Source organism: Streptomyces triticirhizae (genome assembly GCF_003696235.1).
Classification (GTDB): Bacteria; Actinomycetota; Actinomycetes; order Streptomycetales; family Streptomycetaceae; genus Streptomyces; species Streptomyces triticirhizae.
Map to the genome: position 1 here is coordinate 1 of NZ_RFFJ01000107.1, position 21,469 is coordinate 21,469.

Genomic DNA, 21,469 nt, shown 5'->3' on the forward strand with positions numbered 1-21,469 from the left:
CGGCGCGCGCGGCCGTCACCGCGCGCGCCGAGGAGCTGCGGATGCCGCAGGAGAACCTGCTGACCCCGGAGTTGGTGCGGCGGGTGTGCTGGGAGCCGCCGGCGGAGGTCGGGCCCGATGCGGTCGGCGCGGCACTGCGGGCGCTGGGCGCCAGGGAGTGGCAGATCGGGCAGACCGCCGAACTGCTCGCCAAGGCGCTCTCCGAGGGCTGAGCCCCGAACGATCCCCGGCTGTGATGTGCGCCCCGTGGGAAGGGCGACTCTTGCCTGACGGTTACCCGCTAGTAGCATGGGTCCCGGATCGCAGAATCTCGGCGTGGAGAGAGAGGGCATCGTGCCGCGTACCGCTAGGGACGTCGTGTTCGTCGACGGCGTCCGTACCCCGTTCGGCAAGGCGGGTCCCAAGGGGATCTACCACGAGACCCGCGCCGACGACCTCGTCGTCAAGTGCGTCCGGGAGCTGCTGCGGCGCAATCCGCAGCTGCCGCCCGAGCGGGTCGACGACGTGGCGCTCGCCGCCACGACGCAGATCGGCGACCAGGGCCTGACGCTGGGCCGCACGGCCGCGCTGCTGGCCGGGCTGCCGCAGTCCGTTCCCGGTTACTCCATCGACCGCATGTGCGCGGGCGCGATGACCGCCGTGACCACCAGCGCGGGCGCCATCGCCTTCGGCGCCAGCGACGTCGCGATCGCCGGCGGCGTGGAGCACATGGGCCGCCACCCGATGGGCGAGCAGGTGGACCCCAACCCCCGTTTCGTCTCCGAGAAGTTGGTCGACGAGTCGGCCCTCTTCATGGGCATGACGGCGGAGAACCTGCACGACCGGTTCCCGCACCTGACCAAGGCGCGGGCCGACGAGTACGCGGTGCGCAGCCAGGAGAAGGCGGCCAAGGCGTACGCGGACGGCAAGATCCAGCGGGACCTGGTGCCGGTCTCGGTGCGGCGCACCGAGGGCGAGGGCGAGTTGGGCTGGGGCCTGGCCACGGCGGACGAGCCGATGCGCCCGGGCACCACGCTGGAGGGCCTGGCCGGCCTGAAGACCCCGTTCCGCCCGCACGGCCGGGTCACGGCCGGGAACGCGGCGGGCCTCAACGACGGCGCGACCGCCTCGCTGCTGGCCGGCGAGGACATCGCGGCCGAGCTGGGTCTGCCGGTGAAGATGCGGCTGGTCGCCTTCGCGTTCGCGGGCGTCGAGCCCGAGGTGATGGGCTTCGGCCCGATTCCGGCCACCGAGAAGGCCCTCGCGAAGGCGGGCCTGACGATCGACGACATCGGCCTGTTCGAGATCAACGAGGCGTTCGCCGTCCAGGTGTTGGCGCTGCTGGACCACTACGGCATCGCCGACGACGACCCCCGCGTCAACCAGTACGGCGGCGCGATCGCCTTCGGCCACCCGCTGGCCTCCTCCGGGGTGCGGCTGATGACCCAGCTGGCCCGGCAGTTCGAGGACCAGCCGCACGTGCGGTACGGGCTGACCAGCATGTGCGTCGGCTTCGGCATGGGCGGCACGGTCATCTGGGAGAACCCGCACTGGGAGGGCCAGTGAGCCCGCGTTCGGCACCCCGGTCCAGCGAGCAGGCGAAGGAGTCACAGTGAGTAGCGCGGAGCAGCTGCGCAAGGCGGCCGAGATCTTCCCCGACGAGGTGGTCACCCAGGCGCACGTGCGCCACCTGGAACTGCCGCACGGCGCGGGCCGGTTCGCCCTGATCACCCTGGACAACGGCTTCGACCACAAGAAGCCGACGACGTTCGGTCCCCGTTCGCTGGCGAACCTCGACGCGGCGATCGACCGGGTGGCCGCCGAGGCGGACGCCGGCGAGATCGTCGGCGTGGGACTGACGGGCAAGCCGTTCGTCTTCGCCGTGGGCGCCGACCTCAAGGGCGTCGAGGTGATCGCCGAGCGCGAGCAGGCGCTGGCGATCGGCGTCGGCGGGCACGCGATCTTCCGCCGGCTGAACAGCCTGGCGGTGCCCACCTTCGCCTACTACAACGGCGCGGCCCTGGGCGGCGGCGTCGAGGTGGGCCTGCACTGCACCTACCGCACGGTCTCCGACTCGATCGGCGCGTTCGGGCTCCCCGAGGTCTTCCTCGGCCTGGTGCCCGGCTGGGGCGGCTGCACCCTGCTGCCCAACCTGATCGGCGCCGAGCGCGCGGTGACGGTCATCGTGGAGAACGCGCTCAACCAGAACCGGATGCTCACCGGCCCCAAGGTCTACGAACTGGGCATCGCCGACGCCGTCTTCGAGGCGGCGGACTTCCTGGAGCAGTCGCTGATCTGGACCTCGGCGGTGCTGCGCGGCGAGATCGAGATCGCCCGGCAGGACCCGGACCGGGGCGAGGCCTGGGACCAGGCGGTGGCCAGGGGCCGGGAGATCGCCGACGAGAAGGTGCACGGCGCGGCCCCCGCCGCCTACCGGGCGCTGGACATCATCGCCCAGGTGCGCAACGGGGACCTGCGGGCCGGCTTCGACGCCGAGGACCGGGCGCTGGCCGACCTCATCATGAGCGACGAACTCCGCAGCGGGCTCTACGCGTTCAACCTGGTGCAGCGCCGCGCCAAGCGCCCGGTGGGCGCGCCGGACAAGTCGCTGGCCCGCCCGGTGACCAAGGTCGGGATCGTGGGCGCCGGCCTGATGGCCTCGCAGCTGGCGCTGCTCTTCGCGCGCCGGCTCCAGGTGCCGGTGGTGCTCACCGACATCGACCAGGAGCGGGTGGACAAGGGCGTCGGCTGGGTCCACGAGCAGCTGGACACGCTGCTGTTGAAGGGCCGGCTCAGCCAGGACCAGGTCAACCGGCTGAAGGCCAACGTCACCGGCTCGCTGGACAGGGCGACCGCGTTCGCCGACGCGGACTTCGTGATCGAGGCCGTCTTCGAGGAGATGGGCGTCAAGCAGCAGGTCTTCGCCGAGCTCGAGGCGGTGGTGCCGGAGCACGCCATCCTGGCCACCAACACCTCCTCGCTCTCGGTGACGGAGATGGCCTCGCGGCTGGCGCACCCGGAGCGGGTCGTCGGCTTCCACTTCTTCAACCCGGTCGCGGTGCTGCCGCTGTTGGAGATCGTGCGGGCCGAGCGCACCGACGACGCGTCGCTGGCCACCGCGTTCGCCGTGGCCAAGCAGCTGAAGAAGTCGGCGGTGCTGGTCAAGGACGCCCCGGCGTTCGTCGTCAACCGCATCCTCACCCGCTTCATGGGCGAGGTGCTGGCCTCCATCGACGAGGGCACCCCGGTCGAGGTGGCGGACAACGCGCTGGCGCCGCTGGGGCTGCCGATGTCGCCGATGGTGCTGCTGGAGCTGGTGGGCCCGGCCGTGGCGCACCATGTGGCGGGCACCCTGCACCAGGCGTTCCCCGAGCGGTTCGGCGTCTCGGAGAACCTGGGCCGGGTGGTGGCCGCCGGCAAGCGCACCCTCTACGACCACAGCGGCGGCAAGCCGCAGCTGGACCCTGAGGTCGCGGCGCTCTTCGAGGTCGGCGACCAGGTGCTCTCGGAGGAGCAGGTCAGGGCCCGCGCGGTGGACGCGATCGCCGAGGAGATCGGTCTGATGCTGGACGAGGGCGTGGTCGCCGAGGCGCAGGACATCGACCTGTGCCTGATCACCGGCGCCGGCTGGCCGTTCCACCTGGGCGGGATCACGCCCTACCTGGACCGGGCCGGGGTCTCCCAGCGGGTGCTGGGCCGGCGGCTGTTGGCGCCCGGGGTGGCGAGCCTGCCGGAGTAGGGTCCGTGGTGTGACGGACGGACAGGCGAACGGCGCGGCGCCCGGCCCGGTGGACCCGGGGCGGGCGCCGCTGCTGTTGGTTGACGGCGCCAACGTGGTGGGCTCGGTGCCCGACGGCTGGTGGCGGGACCGGCGGGGCGCCACCGAGCGGCTGCGGGACCGGCTCGCGGGCCTGGCCGGCTTCGGGGAGCCGGTGCTGGTCGTGGAGGGCGCGGCGCGCGGGGTGGCCTCGGTGCCCGGGGTGCGGGTGGTCTCGGCGTCGGGCAGCGGGGACGACGCGATGGTGGAGCTGGTGCGGGCGACCGAGCCGGGGCGGCGCTGCCTGGTGGTGACCGCGGACCGCGAGCTGCGGGGCCGGGTGCGGGAGTTGGGCGCCGAGGTGTGGGGACCGCGCGAACTTCTTTCGAGGATTCCTCCGGGCGAGCGATGAGTTTCCGGGCGGCCCCCGGTCTGTCCTCTCGAAAGCCGGCGCGGGGAGCGACGGCGGGAGCGAGAGGGAGCACACCGTGTCCACCATGATCTTCGTGAACCTGCCGGTGAAGGACCTGGAGCGGTCCAAGGAGTTCTTCACCAAGCTGGGGTACTCCTTCAACCCGCAGTTCTCGGACGAGAACGCGGCCTGTCTGGTGATCAGCGAGACGATCTACTCGATGCTGCTCACCGAGGACTTCTTCAGGACGTTCACCAAGAAGCAGATCGCCGACACCGGCACCCACCAGGAGACGCTCATCGGACTGAGCGCGGACAGCCGGGAGGCCGTGGACGAGCTGGCCGACCGGGCGCTGGCGGCCGGCGGCACGGCGGCGGGCGACCCGCTCGACATGGACGGCATGTACGGCCGCAGCTTCTACGACCTGGACGGCCACCACTGGGAGGTCATGTGGATGGACCCGGCGGCCACCCAGGGCTGAGCGTCCGACACCTTCGACGGGCGCCGCTCGCCTCGGGGGACGAGCGGCGTCGGCGCGTTCCGTGCCGTTCCCCCGCCGGGGCTCCGGCCGGGGTCAGTCGCTGCCCAGGCCGGCCGGGTCCAGTCGGCCCTCCTGGCGGGCGACGAGGCCGGTGACCTGGCGGGCGATGGCGGGGGCGGTCAGGCCGGCCTCGGCCAGCACCTCGGCGCGGCTGCCGTGCGGCAGGAATCGGGCGGGGATGCCGAAGTCGCGCAGCGGCACGTCCACGTCGGCGTCCCGCAGGGCCTGCGCGATCGCCGAACCGACGCCGCCGGCGCGGCTGTTGTCCTCGACGGTGGCGACCACGCGGTGGCGCGCGGCCAGCGCGGGCAGCTCGGGGTCGACCGGCTTGACCCAGCGGGGGTCGACGACGGTCGCGCTGATGCCCTGGCGGTCGAGCAGCGCGGCGGCCTCCAGGCAGAGCGGCGCCAGCGCGCCGACGGAGACGATCAGCACGTCGGGCCGGTCGGTCTCGGCCTCCCGCAGCACGTCCATCCCGCCGATCCGGCCGACGGCCGCGACGGGCGCGGCGACCTTGCCCTTGGAGTAACGCACCACCGTGGGCGCGTCCCTGACCTCCACGGCCTCCCGCAGCTGGGCCCGCAGCTGGTCGGCGTCGCGCGGGGCGGCCAGCCGCAGCCCCGGGACGACCTGGAGGATCGACATGTCCCACATCCCGTGGTGGGAGGCGCCGTCGGGGCCGGTGACGCCGGCGCGGTCCAGCACGAAGGTGACGCCGCAGCGGTGCAGCGCGACGTCCATCAACAGCTGGTCGAAGGCGCGGTTGAGGAACGTGGCGTAGACGGCGAAGACCGGGTGCAGCCCGCCGGTGGCCAGCCCGGCGGCCGAGACCGCGCCGTGCTGCTCGGCGATGCCGACGTCGAAGACCCGGTCGGGGAACTCCTCGGCGAAGCGCTGGAGTCCGACGGGCCTCAGCATGGCGGCGGTGATGGCGACGACGTCGGGGCGCTCGCGGCCGATCCGGACGATCTCGTCGCCGAAGACGGAGGTCCAGTCGGCGCCCGAGACGGAGACCGGCAGGCCGGTGTCGGGGTGGATCACGTTGACCGAGTGGAACTGGTCGGCCTCGTCGTCGCGTGCCGGCTGGTAGCCCCGGCCCTTCTCGGTGAGGCAGTGCACGATGACCGGGCCGCCGAAGCGCTTGGCGCGCTGGAGCGCCGACTCCAACGCCTGGATGTCGTGCCCGTCGATCGGGCCGACGTACTTCAGGCCCAGGTCCTCGAACATGCCCTGCGGGGCGATGACGTCCTTCAGGCCCTTCTTGGCGCCGTGCAGGGTGCCGTAGAGCGGGCGGCCCACCACGGGGGTGCGGTTGAGCATCTGCTTGCCGCGCTCCAGCCAGCGCTCGTAGCCCTCGGTGGTGCGCAGGGTGGCGAGGTGGTTGGCGAGGCCGCCGATGGTGGGCGCGTAGGAGCGCTCGTTGTCGTTGACGACGATCACCAGGGGGCGGTCCTTGGCGCCGGCGATGTTGTTGAGCGCCTCCCAGGCCATGCCGCCGGTCAGGGCGCCGTCGCCGGTGACGGCGACCACGTGCTTGTCGACGCCGCGCAGCTGGTTGGCCTTGGCCAGGCCGTCGGCCCAGCCCAGGACGGTGGAGGCGTGGCTGTTCTCGATGACGTCGTGCTCGGACTCCTCGCGCGAGGGGTAGCCGGACAGCCCGCCCCTGGTGCGCAGGCCGGTGAAGTCCTGGCGGCCGGTGAGCAGCTTGTGGACGTAGGACTGGTGGCCGGTGTCCCACAGGACGCGGTCGGCCGGTGAGTGGAAGACCCGGTGCAGGGCGATGGTCAGCTCGACGACTCCGAGATTGGGGCCGAGGTGCCCGCCGGTCTTGGAGACCTCCTGGATCAGGAAGGTGCGGATCTCTCCGGCCAGCTCGACGAGCTGCTCCGGGGTGAGCCGGTCCAGATCGCGCGGTCCCGAGATACCGGTCAGCAACGACACCGTTCCTCCTCGCTTCGGGGCAGTCCCATCACCCGGAGAGTCTAGTGCGCCACCTCGCGCCAGGAGGTCTCAGGATGCGAGATAGGTCACCCGAGTCGCTCGCGACCCGGGTGACCTGTCACCTCACTTTCGCAGCACCTATGTTCGGCCGGCGGTGCGCTGGGTTCTGCGGGAGACCGAGTCGAGGACGACGGCCACCAGCAGCACGGCGCCGGTGATCATGTACTGGATCTCGCTGGCCATGCCCATCAGGTTGAGCCCGGTGGTGATGGACTGGATGACCAGGGTGCCCAGCAGCGCCGACCAGACCCAGCCGCGCCCGCCGAAGAGGCTGGTGCCGCCGATGACGGCGGCGGCGATGACGTTCATCAGCAGGTTGCCCGAGCCGAGGCTCTTGGAGGCGCCGCCGGCCTGGGCCGCGTAGAAGAGGCCGCCGAGCGCGGCCAGCGCGCTGGCGATGGTGAACACCGTCAGCCGGACGCGCTCCACGTTGATGCCGGCGCGGCGGGCCGCCTCCGCGTTGCCGCCGACGGCGAAGATCTGCCGGCCGTAGGTGGTGCGGCGGACCATGAAGTCGGCGAGCAGCAGGATCGCCAGGAAGATCACCAGCGCCAGCGGCAGGCCCCGGTGCTGGTTGAGGGTGTAGGCGGTGACGAACGCGGCCACCGCCACCAGGCCGACCCGCAGGATGATCTCGCTCAGCGGCCGGGTGGGCAGCCCGGCGGCGCCGCGCCGCCGCTCCTGGAAGACGAGCGCGGCCAGGTAGCCCAGGCTGAGCGCGGCGGCCAGGCCGTAGGCGGCGGCGATGTCGGAGAAGTAGAAGTTGTTGAAGTCCCGCACCAGGCTGTCGCGGGGGATGTTGATGGTGCCCTCGTCGCCCATCACCCAGATCTGGAGGCCGCTCCAGCCGAGGAAGCCGGCGAGGGTGACCACGAAGGCGGGGACGCCGATCTTGGCGAAGAAGAAGCCGTGCAGGGTGCCGACGGCGGCGCCGGCCAGGATGGCCAGGCCGATGGCCACGAGGTCGTTGACCCCGTGGCTGACGGAGAGCACCGCCCAGATCGCGGCGGACAGGCCCGCCATGGAGCCGACCGAGAGGTCGATCTCGCCGAGCAGCAGCACCAGCACGATGCCGACGGCCATGATGCCGGGGCCGGCGATGTAGACCGTGATGTTGCTGAGGTTGCGCGGGGAGAGGAACGTCCCGGTCTGGGCCTCGAAGACGACGGCGATGATGATCATGCCGATGATCACCGGGATGGAGCCCAGCTCGCCGCCGGCGATCCGGCGGCGGAAGTCCTCCACATAGCCGGCCAGGCCGCGTTCCCGCACCAACAGGCGCGGATCGGGCGCGAGTTTGTCGCTCATCAGGCTTCCTCCTCCGCGCCCTGGGCGTCGGTGTTCTGCTCGGGCTCGGTGTTCTGCTCGGGCTCGGCGTCGCGCGGCCGCTCCCTGCGCGAGCTGCGCCGGGTCACCGCGTTGTCCGTCGCGCCGGTGATCGCGGCGATGATCTCCTCGCCGCTGGTCTCCGCGGCCCGGAAGACGCCGTTGTTGCGGCCCAGCCGCAGCACGGCGACGTCGTCGGCCACGGCGCGCACGTCGGCGACGTTGTGGCTGATGAGGACGACGCCGAGGCCCCGGTCGCGGAGCCGTTCCACGAGGTCGAGCACCTGGGCGGTCTGCTCGACGCCGAGCGCGGCGGTTGGCTCGTCGAGGATGACGACCTCGGGCGAGCCGACCAGGGCGCGGGCGATGGCGACCACCTGCCGCTGGCCGCCGGAGAGCGAGGCGACGGGGATGCGCACGCTGGGGATGCGGATGGAGAGGGTGTCCAGCAGTTCGCGGGCCTCGCGCTCCATCGCGACCTGGTCGAGGATGTGCGCGGTGCGCAGCTCCCGGCCGAGGAAGAGGTTGGCGACCACGTCGAGGTTGTCGCACAGGGCGAGGTCCTGGTAGACGGTGGCGATGCCGAGTTCCTGGGCGTCGTGGGGCTTTACGATCCTGACCTCCTGCCCCTTCCAGGTGATGCGGCCGGAGTCGATGGGGTGGACCCCGGCGATGGTCTTGATGAGGGTTGATTTTCCGGCTCCGTTGTCGCCCACCAGGGCGGTCACGTGGCCGGCGCGGATCTCCAGGTCGACGTCGGTCAGCGCCTGGACGGCGCCGAACCGCTTGGAGACGCCGTGCAACGCCAGAACGGGTGCGGCGGTCATGCGTGGGGTCAGCTCCTTGCGCTGCGTTGGCCCGGCCCCGCCCCGGGCGGATCGACGGGGGCGGGGTCCGGGCGGTGCGGCGATCAGCCGAGGCCGGCTTCCTGGCAGGCGTCGGCGAACTCGGCGGTGCAGATGTCGGTGGGCGCGTAGAACTCGTCGGCGATCACGGTGTCCGTGATGGTGTCGACGGTCACCGGCACGGGCTCCAACAGGGTGGACGGGATGCCGTCGTTGGTGGGGCTGTCCACGCTGTCGGGGGCCAGGTCGGCGAAGTCCTCGCCGTTGAGCAGGCGGACGGCGATCTCGGCGGTGATCTCGGCCTCGGGCCGCAGCGCCTTGTAGATCGTGAAGGTCTGCTCGCCGGTGACGATCCGCTGGAGGCCGGCGAGTTCGGCGTCCTGGCCGCCCACGGGCACGTCGGTGATCCCGGCGGCCTGGAGGGCGTTGATCACGCCGGCGGCCATGCCGTCGTTGGCGACGTAGACGGCGTCGAAGCCGTCGGCGCCCAGGGAGTCGATCGCGGCGTTCATCTCCTCGTTGGCCAGCGCGGCGTCCCAGCCGTCGATGTCCTGGGAGAAGACGATCTCGGCGGTGCCCTCAAGGACCGACTCGGCGCCGGCCTTGAAGTCCCCGGCGTTGGGGTCGGTGGGCGAGCCGTTGATCATCACCACGCGGGCGCCCTCGGCCTCGTCACCCAGGGCGTCCAGCAGGGCCTGGCCCTGGAGTTCGCCAACCGCCCTGTTGTCGTAGGAGACATAGGACTGGATCGGGCCCTCGGCCAGCCGGTCGTAGGCGATGACGGGAACGCCCTCGGCCTCGGCCTCCTCGACCCAGGTGGCGGTGGCGGACGCGTCCACCGGGTCCAGGATGATCACGTCGACGCCGCCGGTGAGCATCGCGTCGAACTGCTGCTTCTGGAGGTTGGTGTCCTCGCTGGCGTTGTTGTAGTCGACGGTGCAGTCAGGACACAGCTCGCCGATCTTGTCCTCTATGAACGGGCGGTCGAAGGACTCGTACCTGGTGGTGCGGTCCTCGGGGAGCAGGAGCCCGATGGTGCCGCCACCGTCCCCGCCACCACCCTCGTTGTTGTCGTCGTCATCGCCGCCGCCGGCCTCGCCGCAGGCGGCCAGCGCCACGGTCAGGGCCAGGGACGCGACGCCGATACCGACAAGTCGCAGTTGTTGACGCATCGTTAGTCAAGCCTCCCGCTCGGGCCGCCACTTCGCGGCCATTCGGTCCGGTGAGAGCTAACTCCGGCGTCTTCTTGTCGTCAATACATAAATCCAGCTTCAACCAAATCGAGACCTTCTCTTAGAGCGGAAGCGAAGGTTTGACAAAGCTATTCACGGGCATTAAAGGGGGCGCACGCCTGGGGAGTTCTGAAGCTTTGTTTTTCGTTGTGTTGTTTTTACCTCTTGAAGGTTCAACCAGGCCCCTGGGGCGTCCTCGGGGCCCGCGCGTTCAGCTCCGGCGGTCACCCCGGCTGGTCCGCGCCGAGCAGCATCCCGTCGCCCATCTCCCGCAGCACCAGCGCCAGCGCGCCCAGCACCTCGGCCCGGCCGCCCAACGCGCCGGCGGCCACGGTCAGTTGGCGGGCCGCGCTGGGGATGGCGTACCGGCCGACGGAGTCCCGGATCGGCCCCAGCGCGATCTCCCCGGCCTCGGCCACATCGCCGCCGAGCACCACGCGGTTGAGGTTGAGCACGTTGCACAGCTGCGCCACGGCGGTGCCCACATGGCGCCCGACGTCGGCGATCACCCGCCGGCAGCCGGGGTCGCCCTCGCGCGCCAGCTGGACCACCCGCCGCATGGTCAACTCGGTCCCGTGAATGGGCGCCAGCAGCGGCAGCACATGGCGCGCCGCGGTGAAGGTCTCCAGGCAGCCCCGGTTGCCGCAGCGGCAGACCGGCCCCGACTCGTCGAGCGTGATGTGCCCTATCTCACCCGCCGTGCCGCCGGAGCCCCGGTATATGCGGCCGTTGATCACCAGCCCGGCGCCCACCCCGCTGGCCACCTTGATGTAGGCGAGGTCACCCGCGCCCCGGCCGCTGCCCCAGACAAACTCGCCCAGCGCGCCCAGGTTGGCGTCGTTGTCCACGTGCACCGGGACGCCCGTCCTGGCGGCCAGTTCGTCGCGCGGGTTGGTGCCGCGCCAGCCCGGCAGTATGGCGGTGGAGCCGATGGTGCCGCTGGTCATGTCGATCGGCCCGGGAACGCCGAGGCCGATGCCGATGATCTTGGATCGGTCCACGCCGGCCACCGCCAGCAGCCGCCCCACCAGCTTCTCGGCCCGGTCGAAGCCCTGCTCGGCCGAGGCGTCCACGTCCACCGGCTCGGCCTCCTCGGCCAGCACCTGGTGCGCCAGGTTCCCCACCGCGACCCGCAGATGGGAGTGGCCGAAGTCCACGCCCACCACGATGCCCGCGTCGCTGGAGAGCGAGACGCTGCGGGCCCGCCGGCCGCCGGCCGAGGTGGAGCGCACCTCGACCGTGCCCAACTCCTTCAGCTCCCGCACGATGTTCGAGACCGTGGCCGCCGAGAGACCCGTGGTCCTGGCGATGTCGGCCTGGGTGAGCGAACCGGCGGCACGGACCGCCCTGATCACGCGCTCCAGGTTGGCCCGGTGCAGCGAGGACTGCGATCCCGGAGTCTTCACGGCTCACTCCACTTCCCACATACCGAACATCCCGTCACCCAGCGGGCGAACGTCGCCTCCGCCGGCCGCCCCACCTGCGACGGGAGACGGCACCTGGCCCACTATAGGAAGTCAACGCCCCGAACGGTGGCCTCGCACGGGAATCCACCGAAGCCGCCGGCACACGGGGTCCGGCGGGATCAGCGCACCGCCCCCGCCGTCAGCCCGCTCTGCACCTGCCGCTGGAAGGCGGCATAGACCACCAGCACCGGCATCATCGCCAGGGTCACGCCGGCGTAGAGCGCGCCCCAGTCCCCCTCGTAGCCCTGTTGCACCATCAACGCGGCCAGGCCCTGGGGCAGCACCGCGTCGTCCGGGTCGCCGACGTTGAGCACCCGGGGCAGCACGAACTGGTTCCACTGGCCGAGGAAGTTGAAGATCCCGATGCTGATCAGCCCGGGCTTGGCCATCGGCAGCATGATCTGGAAGAACGTCCTGGTGTGCGAGGCGCCGTCCAGCGTCGCCGCCTCCTGCACCCCGCCGGGCAGGGTGCGGAAGAAGGCCACCAGGAAGAAGATGGTGAACGGCAGCGAGTAGGCGATGTAGACGACGATCAGGCCCTGGCGGGTGTTGAGCAGGCCCAGGTTGTTGAGGACGAAGAACAGCGGCACCAGGGCGAGGAAGACCGGGAACATCATCCCGCCGACGAACAGCAGGTGCAGCAGCCGGTTCCCGGGGAACTCGAAGCGCGCCAGGACATAGGCGGCCATCGAGCCGAGCAGCATCGTGCCGGTCAGCGAACCGGCCAGGATGATCAACGAGTTGAGCGCGTACCGGCCGATGTTGGCCGAGGTCCAGGCGTTGCTGAAGTTGGCCCACTCCAGGTCGGTGGGCAGCCCGAACGGCTCGGAGACGATGTCGCCGTGCGGGCGGAGGCTGTTGAGGACGACCAGCAGCAGCGGCGCGGCGGCCATCACCAGCCACGCCACCAGGAAGGTGTGGGAGAAGACGTTCAGGGTGGTGCCGGTGACGCCCTGCCGCCGCTGCTCGGCGGGCCGGTCGCCGGGGGTCTTGGTGAGGCTCATCTAACGTGCTCCATCAGGCGGTTGGCGTGCGGGGACGGACGGAGGGAGGGCCGGGCCGGTGGCGGCGGCCCGGCTCCCCGCGCCTACAGCTCGATCCGGTCCCTGCGGCCGATCCGCAGCATGACCGTGGCGAACAGCAGGGTGATCACGAAGAGCGCCACCCCGATCGTGGTGGCGTAGCCGGCCTGCCCGTCCCGGAACGACTTCTCGAACAGGTAGCTGGGCAGCACGTCCATGCCGTGCTCCGGCACCATCACGTTCACCAGGGCGAAGGCGTCCAGGGCCTGGATGCCCATGTAGATCCAGCCGGTTCGGACGGTCTCCCAGGTCAGCGGGAAGGTGATCCGGAAGAACGTCACCGAGCGGCCCGCCCCGTCCAGCCGGGCGGCCTCGTAGATCTCGGTGGGGATGGCACTCATCGCCGCCGAGAACAGCACCACGTAGAAGCCGACGAACGACCAGCACAGCACCACGAGCACGCACCAGATCGCCCAGGAGCTGCCCAGCCAGTCCTCCCGCTGCCAGGAGTCGAGACCGACCGCGTCGAGACCGGCGTTGAGCGCGCCGCTGCGCGGGCTGTAGATCCGGGCCCAGATCACCGCGATGATCGCCAGGGAGAGCACCTGCGGGAAGAAGTAGACGATCTTGTAGACGCCCGAGCCGGTGACCCCGGCCACCGCCTCGTTCCGCCGCCGACCGCCGGCGGTGAGCATATAGGCGAAGAACAGCCCCATCACCAGCGTCACGACCGGGGCGACCACCAACAGCAGCAGGCTGTTCCTGGTGGCCTCCCAGAACTTGTCGTCGTTCCACATCCTTTCGTAGTTCTCGAAGCCGGTGAACTCGTAACTGGCGCTGTATCCCGTCCAGTCGGTCATCGAGTAGAAGAACGCCTGGAGGAACGGCGAGACCACGAACACGCCGTAGACCAGGACCGGCAACGAGAGAAACCAGACAATGAAGCGGTACTGATCGAGTTTTCGGTAACGCCGGTCGTATCGCACGCTCCGCGGCGTGAACCGGGGCGGCAGGAAGAACGCCACGGTCAGCCGGAGTGCCAGCCCCGGGGTCAGCCGGTCGCCGCCGCTCCGCCGGCGGCCGGCCGCGCCGGCGTCGGTCATGTTCCCGCCGGCCCGCTCCCTGGTGTCGGCCACGTCTTCCCTGCCTTCCGCGCCACTCTCCATGCCGCCCTCTCGCCGCTCAGACGTGCTGGAACTTCTGGATGGAGTCGTCGCTCGCGGTCGCGTCGGCCGCCCGCTGACATCGGGTGATCGCCTCGTCCGGGTCGATGTCGCCGGCCATCATGGCGGCGACCGCGCCCCCGACCTCCTCGTTGTTGAACTGCTTGTACCAGTCGGGCAGTCGGGGCACGAGCAGGTTGTCGCCGGCCGCCTCGAAGGTCGCCTTGGCGCTGGAGAGGCCGGGCGGCAGGTCCATCCCGTCGGCCGCGCCCCGCACACAGGTCAGCGAGGAGACCAGCTCGGTGAAGTTCCGCGCGGACTCCTGGCCGAGCATCACCCGCAGGAACTCCAGGCCGCCAATGGGGTTCCGGGCGTCGGCCGGCACGAAGAACGGCTCGCTGGCGGAGGCCCACAGCGTCTCGAACGGCATCGCGTCCGAGGAGTCCAGGCCGGTGGGCGGGCCCACCGCCATGTCGAAGTCCTCGGGGGTGTTGCGCCGCGACTCGTTCTCCACCCAGGAGCCGTTCGGGATGAACAGCGCCTGGTAGGCGTTCCACTCGTCCTGGGACTCCTCGTGGGTCATGCCGGGGCTGCCCTGGAGGACATAGCCGCGCGCGGCCAGCTCGTGGTACGCCTCGAACGCGGCCTTCACCGCGTCGTGGCGCCAGGCGTTGGGCTCCAGGTTGTCGATGGCCTGGAGAACCTCGACGCCGCCGATCTTGCCGATGAACGGGTAGAGCGTGAAGTTGAAGTAGTAGGGATACACGCCCGGGTAGGTCCAGCCGGCCATGCCCTGCCGCTTGGCGGCCTCGCAGACCGCGATCATCTCGTCCCAGGTGCGCGGGTACTCGACCTCAAGACGCTCCAGGGCGGTGCGCGAGTACCACTGGCCGTAGACGGTGAACGCGTAGTTGAGCCGCCAGACCTCCTGGGAGCCGAACTGGCCCATCTCCACCGTGCTGGGCATCAGGGTCTCGCGCACGGTGACGTTGGGGTCGTCCAACGAGGGGGCGTCCAGCAGCTCGTTGAGGTCGTAGACCTGCCCGTTGCGGATCAGCGCGGCGATGTCCATGGCGTCGGCGCCACCGTTGTTGATGACGTCCGGCGGGTCGCCCTGGACCATTCTCGGCTGGAGTCTGGTCTGGATCTCGGTCGTCTTGTCGTGGGTGACCGGACCGTAGTTCTCCTGGTAGATCGCCTCGGCGTCGAGCGCGTACTGGTCGCCGAAGCCACCGTCGAAGATGATGACCTCAAGTTCGGCCTCGGGGTCCACGCCCAGAGGGTTGTCGTCCGTGGTCTCGCCGCGTTCGACGGACTCGTCGTCGCCGCCACCGCTGGCGCAGCCGGCCAGGGCGCTCACCGCCGGCACGGAGAGCAGGCCGGCCGCGGCGGAACGGGTGAGCAGGGAGCGGCGGTTGAGCTTGGACGTCATGTGCAGCCTCGCCTTCCTGGGGGGAGCCGAACGGGATGGCCGCCGACTGCCCGACAGGTATAGTCCACTTGGCGCGCACACGGAAGATCGCGAGCCAAGATCGCCGGGAGGCTTTTCCGAGTTGAGATCTCCCCGACACACACGAAGGGCCGGCCACGTCCGGGTGAATCGCGGACAGTTGGCCGACCCTCGCGCTGAGCTGGGGATTCGCGAGTCTGGCTGACGAGACGTCAGCGGGCGCCGGGCCCGCGAGCCCGCCGGGTCGCGGTGACCCGGCGGAAACGCGGGAGCGCGCGCCCGGCGCTCACTCGCGCAGCAGCGAACGCAGCACGTACTGCATGATCCCGCCGTTGCGGTAGTAGTCCGCCTCGCCGGGGGTGTCGATCCGGACCACGGCGTCGAACTCCACGCCGCTGTCCGTGGTGACCCTGACGGTCTCGGGCGTGGTGCCGTCGTTGAGCGCGGTCACCCCGGTGATGGAGAAGGTCTCCTCGCCGGTCAGGCCCAGCGAGGCGGCGTCCTGCCCGGCCGGGAACTGGAGCGGCAGCACGCCCATCCCGATCAGGTTGGAGCGGTGGATGCGCTCGTAGGACTCGGCGATCACGGCCCGCACGCCCAGCAGCGCGGTGCCCTTGGCCGCCCAGTCGCGGGACGAGCCCGAGCCGTACTCCTTGCCGGCCAGGACGACCAGCGGGATGCCCGCCTCCTGGTAGTTGCGCGAGGCGTCGTAGATGAACGACACCGGCGCGCCGTCCTGGGTGAAGTCCCGGGTGTAGCCGCCCTCGGTGCCGGGTGCGATCTGGTTGCGCAGCCGGATGTTGGCGAAGGTGCCCCGGATCATCACCTCGTGGTTGCCGCGCCGGGAGCCGTAGGAGTTGAAGTCCCGCCGCTCGACGCCGTGTTCGGTGAGGTAGCGGCCGGCGGGGGTGTCCGCCTTGATGGCGCCGGCCGGGGAGATGTGGTCGGTGGTGACCGAGTCGCCCAGCTTGGCCAGCACCCGGGCCCCGGTGATGTCGGAGACCGGCTCCGGGTCCCGCGTCATGCCCTCGAAGTAGGGGGGCTTGCGGACGTAGGTGGACTCCGGGTCCCACTCGAAGGTCGAACCGGTGGGGATGGACAGCGCGTTCCACTGCGCGTCGCCGGCGAAGACGTCCGCGTAGCTCTGGCCGAACATCTCCTGGCCGATGGCGGAGGCCACGACCTCCTCGATCTCCCGCTCGGTGGGCCAGATGTCCCGCAGGTAGACCGGGCGGCCCTCGGCGTCGGCGCCCAGCGGCTCGCGGGTGATGTCCACCTTCATGGAGCCGGCGAGCGCGTAGGCGACCACCAGCGGCGGCGAGGCCAGGTAGTTCATCTTGACGTCGGGGTTGATCCGGCCCTCGAAGTTCCGGTTGCCGGAGAGGACGGAGACCACGGCGAGGTCGTGCTCGTTGACCGCCTGCGAGATCTCCTCGGGCAGCGGGCCCGAGTTGCCGATGCAGGTGGTGCAGCCGTAACCGACCAGGTTGAAGCCGAGCTTGTCGAGGTACGGGGTCAGGCCGGCGCGGTCGTAGTAGTCCATCACGACCTTGGAGCCGGGGGCGAGGGTCGTCTTGACCCACGGCTTGCGCGACAGGCCGCGCTCCACCGCCTTCTTGGCGAGCAGCGCCGCGCCCACCATCACCGAGGGGTTGGAGGTGTTGGTGCAGGAGGTGATGGCGGCGACGGTGACCGCGCCGTGGTCCAGCTCGAAGCTGGTGCCGTCGGCCAGGGTCACGGTGACCGGCCGGCTGGGCGTCCCGTTGCTGACGGCCGGGGAGTCGGAGGCCGGGAAGGACTCCTTGCCCGCCTCGTCGGCGTCCGCCTCCGGCACATAGGCGCGCACGTCGTCGGCGAACTTGGCGGTGGCGTCGGAGAGCGCGATCCGGTCCTGGGGGCGCTTGGGGCCGGCGATCGAGGGCACCACGGTGGCCAGGTCCAGCTCCAGGTACTCGCTGAACTCCGGCTCGCGGGCCGGGTCGTGCCACAGGCCCTGCTCCTTGGCGTAGGACTCGACCAGCGCGAGCTGCTGGGCGTCCCGGCCGGTCAGCCGCAGATAGCTGATGGTCTCGGCGTCGATCGGGAAGATCGCCGCGGTCGAGCCGAACTCCGGGGACATGTTGCCGATGGTGGCGCGGTTGGCGAGCGGGATGGCGGCGACGCCCTCGCCGTAGAACTCGACGAACTTGCCCACCACGCCGTGCTTGCGGAGCATCTCGGTGATGGTGAGCACCAGGTCGGTGGCGGTGGTGCCGGTGGGCAGCTCGCCGGTGAGCTTGAAGCCGACCACGCGCGGGATCAGCATGGAGACCGGCTGCCCCAGCATCGCGGCCTCGGCCTCGATGCCGCCGACGCCCCAGCCGAGCACGCCGAGGCCGTTGACCATGGTGGTGTGCGAGTCGGTGCCGACCAGGGTGTCCGGGTACGCCTGACCGTTCCTGACCATCACGGTCCGGGCCAGGTGCTCGATGTTCACCTGGTGCACGATTCCGGTGCCGGGCGGGACCACCTTGAACTCGTCGAAGGCGGTCTGGCCCCACCGCAGGAACTGGTAACGCTCGCGGTTGCGGCCGTACTCCAGCTCGACGTTCTGCTGGAACGCGTTGGCGGTGCCGAACTTGTCGGCGATGACGGAGTGGTCGATGACCAGCTCGGCCGGCGCCAGCGGGTTGATGCGCGCCGGGTCGCCGCCCAACTCCCGCACGGCCTCCCGCATGGTGGCCAGGTCCACCACGCAGGGCACGCCGGTGAAGTCCTGCATGATCACGCGGGCCGGCGTGAACTGGATCTCCTGGCTGGGCTGCGCGCTGGCGTCCCAACCGGCGAGGGCCCGGATGTGATCGGCGGTGATGTTCGCCCCGTCCTCGGTCCGGAGCAGGTTCTCCAGCAGCACCTTCAGGCTGTACGGCAGGCGGTCCGAGCCCGCCACCTTGTCCAGCCGGAAAATCTCGTACGACTCGTCGCCCACCCGCAGGGTGCTGCGGGCGTCGAAGCTGTTCGCCGACACGACTGTCTCCTTCACCACATGATTCGCGCGTTCTACCGCAATCCTGCCGTGCGCACCGGGCCACCACTCGCTAAGGGAACCCTAAGTGGGCCCCTCGGAAGGCGCACCGACAGACGGTTTCCCGCCGTTCCGACGACGTCGTCTCTCGACGCCAGGTATCTCGATGTCGAGATAACCCTAACGCATCGACGGCCGGGGGCGTCGAGGAGCGGTCGTCGCCGCGGCGCGGCGGGGCGCCGCCGCCTGGGACCGGGCCGTTCGACGCCGCGATCGGCCGCTGGCCACGACGGCGCGACCCGTGCCGCTCCACGGCGACCCGCACCCGGGCAACGCGCTCGACGGCGGCCCGGCGCGCGGGCTGATGGCCGTCGACCCGAAGGTGCGTCGGCGATCCGCGCTTCGACGCCGTGGACCTCGTCGTGGCGGGGGCCGGGGCCGAGGGCGCCGGGGCGCGCTGCGCGCGCGTACGCGGCGGCGTGCGGGCTCGACGGCGAGCGGCCGCACGAGTGGAGCCGGGTGATCGCGGCGTTCGCGGCCGTCACCCAACTCGCGGGCGGGGGCGAGGAGTCGACGATCGAGGAGCCGCTGGCGTTGGCCGGGTGAACACGGTGGCCGCCCGGCGGGACCCGCTCGTTCGACTTGCCTGTTGGGAAAGTCGGGAGTAACTTTCCCGACAGGAAAGTCGAACGAGGAGGGCGCGGACCATGGACGCGACGGTGGACGCCGAGCAGGCGTGGCGGGATCTCCAGCGCATCAGGGTGCCGCAGGAGCGGGTGTACGACGAGGCCGAGCGGTGCGCGTCCTCCGGGCTGGGGACGACCTGGGCCACGGCCGCGCTGATGTGGGTCTTCCTGGCCAGCATGGGCCTGGAACTGCCGTGGTACGGCGTGCTGTTGGCCGCCGTCGTCTATGTGGCGCTGCTCGGCTGGCTGGTCGTGGCGTTCAACCGCAGGAGCCGGATGCGGCTGCACCGTTCCCGCTACACCTGGCACACGGTGGCCTCCATGGCCCTCGGCGGGGTGCTGACCGGCGGGACCGTGCTGCTCTCCGGCTGGCTGGTGGACTCCCTGCACCCGGGGGTCGGCGCGCTGATCCAGGCCACGGCGACGGCGGGCGTGTTCGTGCTGTTCGCCGGGCCGGTCAACCGGTGGACCACCGGCGCGTTGCGGGGCCACGCGGAGCGGGTGGGCCGGTGAGCACGCCCGCCGGCTTCGACGAGTTGATCCATCCGGCGACGAGGCTGTCGGTGGTCGCGCTGCTCGCCACCACGGAGTGGGCGGACTTCGCGTTCGTCCGGGACAGCCTCTCGCTGAGCGACTCGGCGCTCTCCAAGCAGCTGGGCACCCTTCAGGAGGCCGGCTATCTGGACCTCAGAAAGGAGGGCGGCGGGCGGAAGCGGCGCACCAGGGTGGCGCTGACGGAGCGTGGGCGGGCCGCCTTCGAGGGGCATGTGGCGGCGCTGCGGGCGATCGTCGAGGGGGCGGGGGCCGTGGGGCCGTCGGCCGGCGGGCCGGGCGCGCCCGAGGAGGCGCCGGCCGCCCCCGAGGCCGCGCGGTGACGGCCGGCCGGGCCCCGGCCGGTCACCTCGTCGTCGAGGCGCGGGGGTTGGCCATGGCCTACGGCGGCGTCGACGTCCTCCACGGCGTCGACCTGACCGTCCGCCGGGGCGAGGTCTTCGCGCTGCTCGGGCCGAACGGCGCGGGGAAGACCACCACGGTCGAGATCCTGGAGGGCTTCCGGCGGCGCTCGGCCGGGGAGGTCACCGTGCTCGGCGCTGACCCGGAGCGGGGCGACGACGCCTGGCGCGGCCGCGTCGGGCTGGTGCTCCAGTCCTGGCGCGACCACCGCCGCTGGCGGGTCGGCGAGCTGCTGACGCACTTCGCGTCCTACCACCCCGACCCGCGCGACCCGGCCGAGCTGCTGGCGCTGGTCGGCCTCGTCGAGCAGGTCGGCCAGCGCGTCGAGCGGCTCTCCGGCGGCCAGCGGCGGCGGCTGGACGTCGCGCTGGGCATCGTCGGCCGCCCCGAACTCCTCTTCCTGGACGAGCCGACCACCGGCTTCGACCCCCGCGCTCGGCACGCGTTCCACCGGCTGGTCGAGCGGCTGGCCCGCGAGGAGGGCGTCACCGTGCTGCTCACCACGCACGACCTGGCGGAGGCCGAGCGGCTCGCCGACCGGATCGCCCTGCTGGTCGGCGGCCGGGTGCGGGCCTGCGGCACGCCGTCGGAGCTGGCCCGTCGGGCCGCCGCCCGGGCCGAGGTCCGCTGGCGGGCCGAGGACGGGACGTTCCGCGGCGAGCGCACCGACGACCCCTCGCGGCTGGTCTGGGACCTCCATCGGAACGCGCGGGGGCCGATCGCCGAACTGGAGGTGCGCCGCCCGACGTTGGAGGACACCTACCTCCGGATGGTGCACCGGGAGGAGACGGCCGTGGCGGACGAGGAGGTGCCCGCATGACGCGCCGGGCGGGCGGGGGCAACGGGCGCGGCGGGCGCCGGCACTGGCGGGCCGGCCTGCGGCGCGGCGGTATCGAGCTGCGCCAGCTGCTGCGCGGCCCGAGGGAGCTGGCCGGCCATCTGACCAACGTGCTGGTCGCGTTGCTGCTCGCCGTCTCCATCGACGGCACGGTGGACGGCACCGAGGTACCGAGCGCCCATCTGGTGGTCGTGGGCTTCGCCGCCTATCTGCTGTTCCAGATCGGGGTGATCAACCTGCCGCAGATCCTGGTGACCGAGCGCGAGGAGGGCACGCTGCTGCGGCTGCGCGCCACGCCCGGCGGCATCCCGGCGTATCTGATCGCCAAGTCCCTGCTGGTCGTCGCGATGGCGGTCGGGACGCTGGCGCTGCTCCTGGCGTCCACGGCGCTGCTGGCCACGGGGCCGACGCCGCGCGGGGCCGGCGGCTGGCTGACGCTGCTGTGGGTCACCACGCTGGGGCTGCTGGCGGTTGTTCCGCTGGGCGCCGCCATCGGCGCGGTGCTGCCGAACCCGCGCGAGGCGCTGGCGTTGCTGATGCTGCCCGCGATGGGGCTGCTGCTCACCTCGGGCGCGATGTTCCCGAGCAGCGTCCTGCCCGACCCGGTGCAGCGGGTGGCCGCCGCCTTCCCGCTCAAGTGGATGGCGCAGGGTCTGCGTTCGGCGCTGCTGCCGGACGCGGCGCGGGCCGCCGAGCCGGCCGGGTCCTGGGAGCTGCCGATGGTCGCCCTGGTGCTGACGACCTGGGCGGTGCTCGGGTTCCTGCTGGCGGTCCCGCTGCTGCGGCGCGCGGC

The 21,469-nt window shown here is 71.5% G+C and carries 17 protein-coding genes and 1 pseudogene; 9 read left to right on the plus strand and 9 right to left on the minus strand.

Going from position 1 to position 21,469, the window contains the following annotated elements:
• The 5 genes and pseudogenes from EBN88_RS18425 to EBN88_RS18445 form a co-directional block, all read left to right on the plus strand.
• Positions 1–212: pseudogene (locus EBN88_RS18425) on the plus strand (ribonuclease D); the annotation flags it as partial.
• A 121-nt stretch (positions 213–333) separates the two neighbouring features.
• Positions 334–1,545: a thiolase family protein gene (locus EBN88_RS18430; protein WP_122185011.1), complete on the plus strand. Its 1,212-nt coding sequence runs from the start codon at positions 334–336 to the stop codon at positions 1,543–1,545.
• Between the two features lie 46 nt (positions 1,546–1,591).
• Positions 1,592–3,718, plus strand: a complete 2,127-nt coding sequence (locus tag EBN88_RS18435; RefSeq protein WP_122184999.1) for a 3-hydroxyacyl-CoA dehydrogenase NAD-binding domain-containing protein — start codon at positions 1,592–1,594, stop codon at positions 3,716–3,718.
• Positions 3,719–3,728: 10 nt separating this feature from the next.
• Positions 3,729–4,148 (plus strand): PIN domain-containing protein, encoded by a 420-nt coding sequence (locus tag EBN88_RS18440; RefSeq protein ID WP_122185000.1) that lies wholly within the window; start codon positions 3,729–3,731, stop codon positions 4,146–4,148.
• 85 nt (positions 4,149–4,233) lie between these two features.
• Entirely contained in the window at positions 4,234–4,629 is a 396-nt protein-coding gene (locus EBN88_RS18445) for a VOC family protein (RefSeq protein WP_122185012.1), read from the plus strand.
• Positions 4,630–4,722: 93 nt separating this feature from the next.
• Here EBN88_RS18445 and dxs read toward each other — a convergent pair whose 3' ends face one another.
• The 9 genes from dxs to acnA all read right to left on the minus strand — a co-directional run bounded on the left by dxs (position 4,723) and on the right by acnA (position 18,201).
• Positions 4,723–6,630 (minus strand): 1-deoxy-D-xylulose-5-phosphate synthase, encoded by a 1,908-nt coding sequence (gene dxs / locus EBN88_RS18450; RefSeq protein ID WP_122185001.1) that lies wholly within the window; start codon positions 6,628–6,630, stop codon positions 4,723–4,725.
• A gap of 138 nt (positions 6,631–6,768) precedes the next feature.
• On the minus strand, positions 6,769–7,998 hold the full coding sequence (locus EBN88_RS18455) for a sugar ABC transporter permease (RefSeq protein ID WP_122185002.1): 1,230 nt from the start codon (positions 7,996–7,998) through the stop codon (positions 6,769–6,771).
• A complete protein-coding gene (locus EBN88_RS18460) occupies positions 7,998–8,843 on the minus strand; it encodes an ATP-binding cassette domain-containing protein (protein WP_122185003.1) in 846 nt (281 codons plus the stop codon). The genes EBN88_RS18455 and EBN88_RS18460 overlap by 1 nt, the downstream gene beginning before the upstream one ends.
• Positions 8,844–8,926: 83 nt before the next feature.
• Positions 8,927–10,033, minus strand: a complete 1,107-nt coding sequence (locus EBN88_RS18465; protein WP_122185004.1) for a substrate-binding domain-containing protein — start codon at positions 10,031–10,033, stop codon at positions 8,927–8,929.
• Positions 10,034–10,317: 284 nt separating this feature from the next.
• Positions 10,318–11,499: an ROK family transcriptional regulator gene (locus EBN88_RS18470; protein WP_122185005.1), complete on the minus strand. Its 1,182-nt coding sequence runs from the start codon at positions 11,497–11,499 to the stop codon at positions 10,318–10,320.
• A 179-nt stretch (positions 11,500–11,678) separates the two neighbouring features.
• Positions 11,679–12,563 (minus strand): carbohydrate ABC transporter permease, encoded by an 885-nt coding sequence (locus EBN88_RS18475; protein ID WP_122185006.1) that lies wholly within the window; start codon positions 12,561–12,563, stop codon positions 11,679–11,681.
• 83 nt (positions 12,564–12,646) lie between these two features.
• Positions 12,647–13,684, minus strand: coding sequence for a carbohydrate ABC transporter permease (locus EBN88_RS18480; RefSeq protein ID WP_122185013.1), 1,038 nt, complete (start codon positions 13,682–13,684; stop codon positions 12,647–12,649).
• Between the two features lie 79 nt (positions 13,685–13,763).
• Positions 13,764–15,176, minus strand: coding sequence for an N-acetylglucosamine/diacetylchitobiose ABC transporter substrate-binding protein (gene ngcE / locus EBN88_RS18485; RefSeq protein WP_122185007.1), 1,413 nt, complete (start codon positions 15,174–15,176; stop codon positions 13,764–13,766).
• Between the two features lie 304 nt (positions 15,177–15,480).
• Positions 15,481–18,201, minus strand: a complete 2,721-nt coding sequence (gene acnA, locus EBN88_RS18490) for an aconitate hydratase AcnA (RefSeq protein WP_122185008.1) — start codon at positions 18,199–18,201, stop codon at positions 15,481–15,483.
• 704 nt (positions 18,202–18,905) lie between these two features.
• Here acnA and EBN88_RS18495 point away from each other — a divergent pair.
• The 4 genes from EBN88_RS18495 to EBN88_RS18510 form a co-directional block, all read left to right on the plus strand.
• Entirely contained in the window at positions 18,906–19,397 is a 492-nt protein-coding gene (locus tag EBN88_RS18495) for a hypothetical protein (protein ID WP_122185009.1), read from the plus strand.
• On the plus strand, positions 19,394–19,759 hold the full coding sequence (locus EBN88_RS18500) for a transcriptional regulator (RefSeq protein ID WP_122185010.1): 366 nt from the start codon (positions 19,394–19,396) through the stop codon (positions 19,757–19,759). The genes EBN88_RS18495 and EBN88_RS18500 overlap by 4 nt, the downstream gene beginning before the upstream one ends.
• Before the next feature lie 53 nt (positions 19,760–19,812).
• The gene (locus EBN88_RS18505) at positions 19,813–20,658 is read left to right on the plus strand and encodes an ABC transporter ATP-binding protein (protein WP_122185014.1); all 846 of its coding nucleotides are present in this window, start codon (positions 19,813–19,815) and stop codon (positions 20,656–20,658) included.
• Positions 20,655–21,469, plus strand: an 815-nt coding sequence (locus tag EBN88_RS18510; protein ID WP_147472760.1) for an ABC transporter permease, incomplete at its 3' end; no start/stop codon positions are given. The genes EBN88_RS18505 and EBN88_RS18510, both read left to right, overlap by 4 nt.

Excerpts from the sequence above, each read along its gene's own strand:
- EBN88_RS18445 (WP_122185012.1), top strand. The coding sequence starts at position 4,234 with ATGATCTTCGTGAACCTGCCGGTGAAGGACCTGGAGCGGTCCAAGGAG.
- EBN88_RS18455 (WP_122185002.1), bottom strand. The coding sequence starts at position 7,998 with ATGAGCGACAAACTCGCGCCCGATCCGCGCCTGTTGGTGCGGGAACGC.
- EBN88_RS18460 (WP_122185003.1), bottom strand. The coding sequence starts at position 8,843 with ATGACCGCCGCACCCGTTCTGGCGTTGCACGGCGTCTCCAAGCGGTTC.
- EBN88_RS18465 (WP_122185004.1), bottom strand. The coding sequence starts at position 10,033 with ATGCGTCAACAACTGCGACTTGTCGGTATCGGCGTCGCGTCCCTGGCC.
- EBN88_RS18475 (WP_122185006.1), bottom strand. The coding sequence starts at position 12,563 with ATGAGCCTCACCAAGACCCCCGGCGACCGGCCCGCCGAGCAGCGGCGG.
- EBN88_RS18480 (WP_122185013.1), bottom strand. The coding sequence starts at position 13,684 with ATGACCGACGCCGGCGCGGCCGGCCGCCGGCGGAGCGGCGGCGACCGG.
- ngcE (WP_122185007.1), bottom strand. The coding sequence starts at position 15,176 with ATGACGTCCAAGCTCAACCGCCGCTCCCTGCTCACCCGTTCCGCCGCG.
- EBN88_RS18495 (WP_122185009.1), top strand. The coding sequence starts at position 18,906 with ATGGACGCGACGGTGGACGCCGAGCAGGCGTGGCGGGATCTCCAGCGC.
- EBN88_RS18505 (WP_122185014.1), top strand. The coding sequence starts at position 19,813 with ATGGCCTACGGCGGCGTCGACGTCCTCCACGGCGTCGACCTGACCGTC.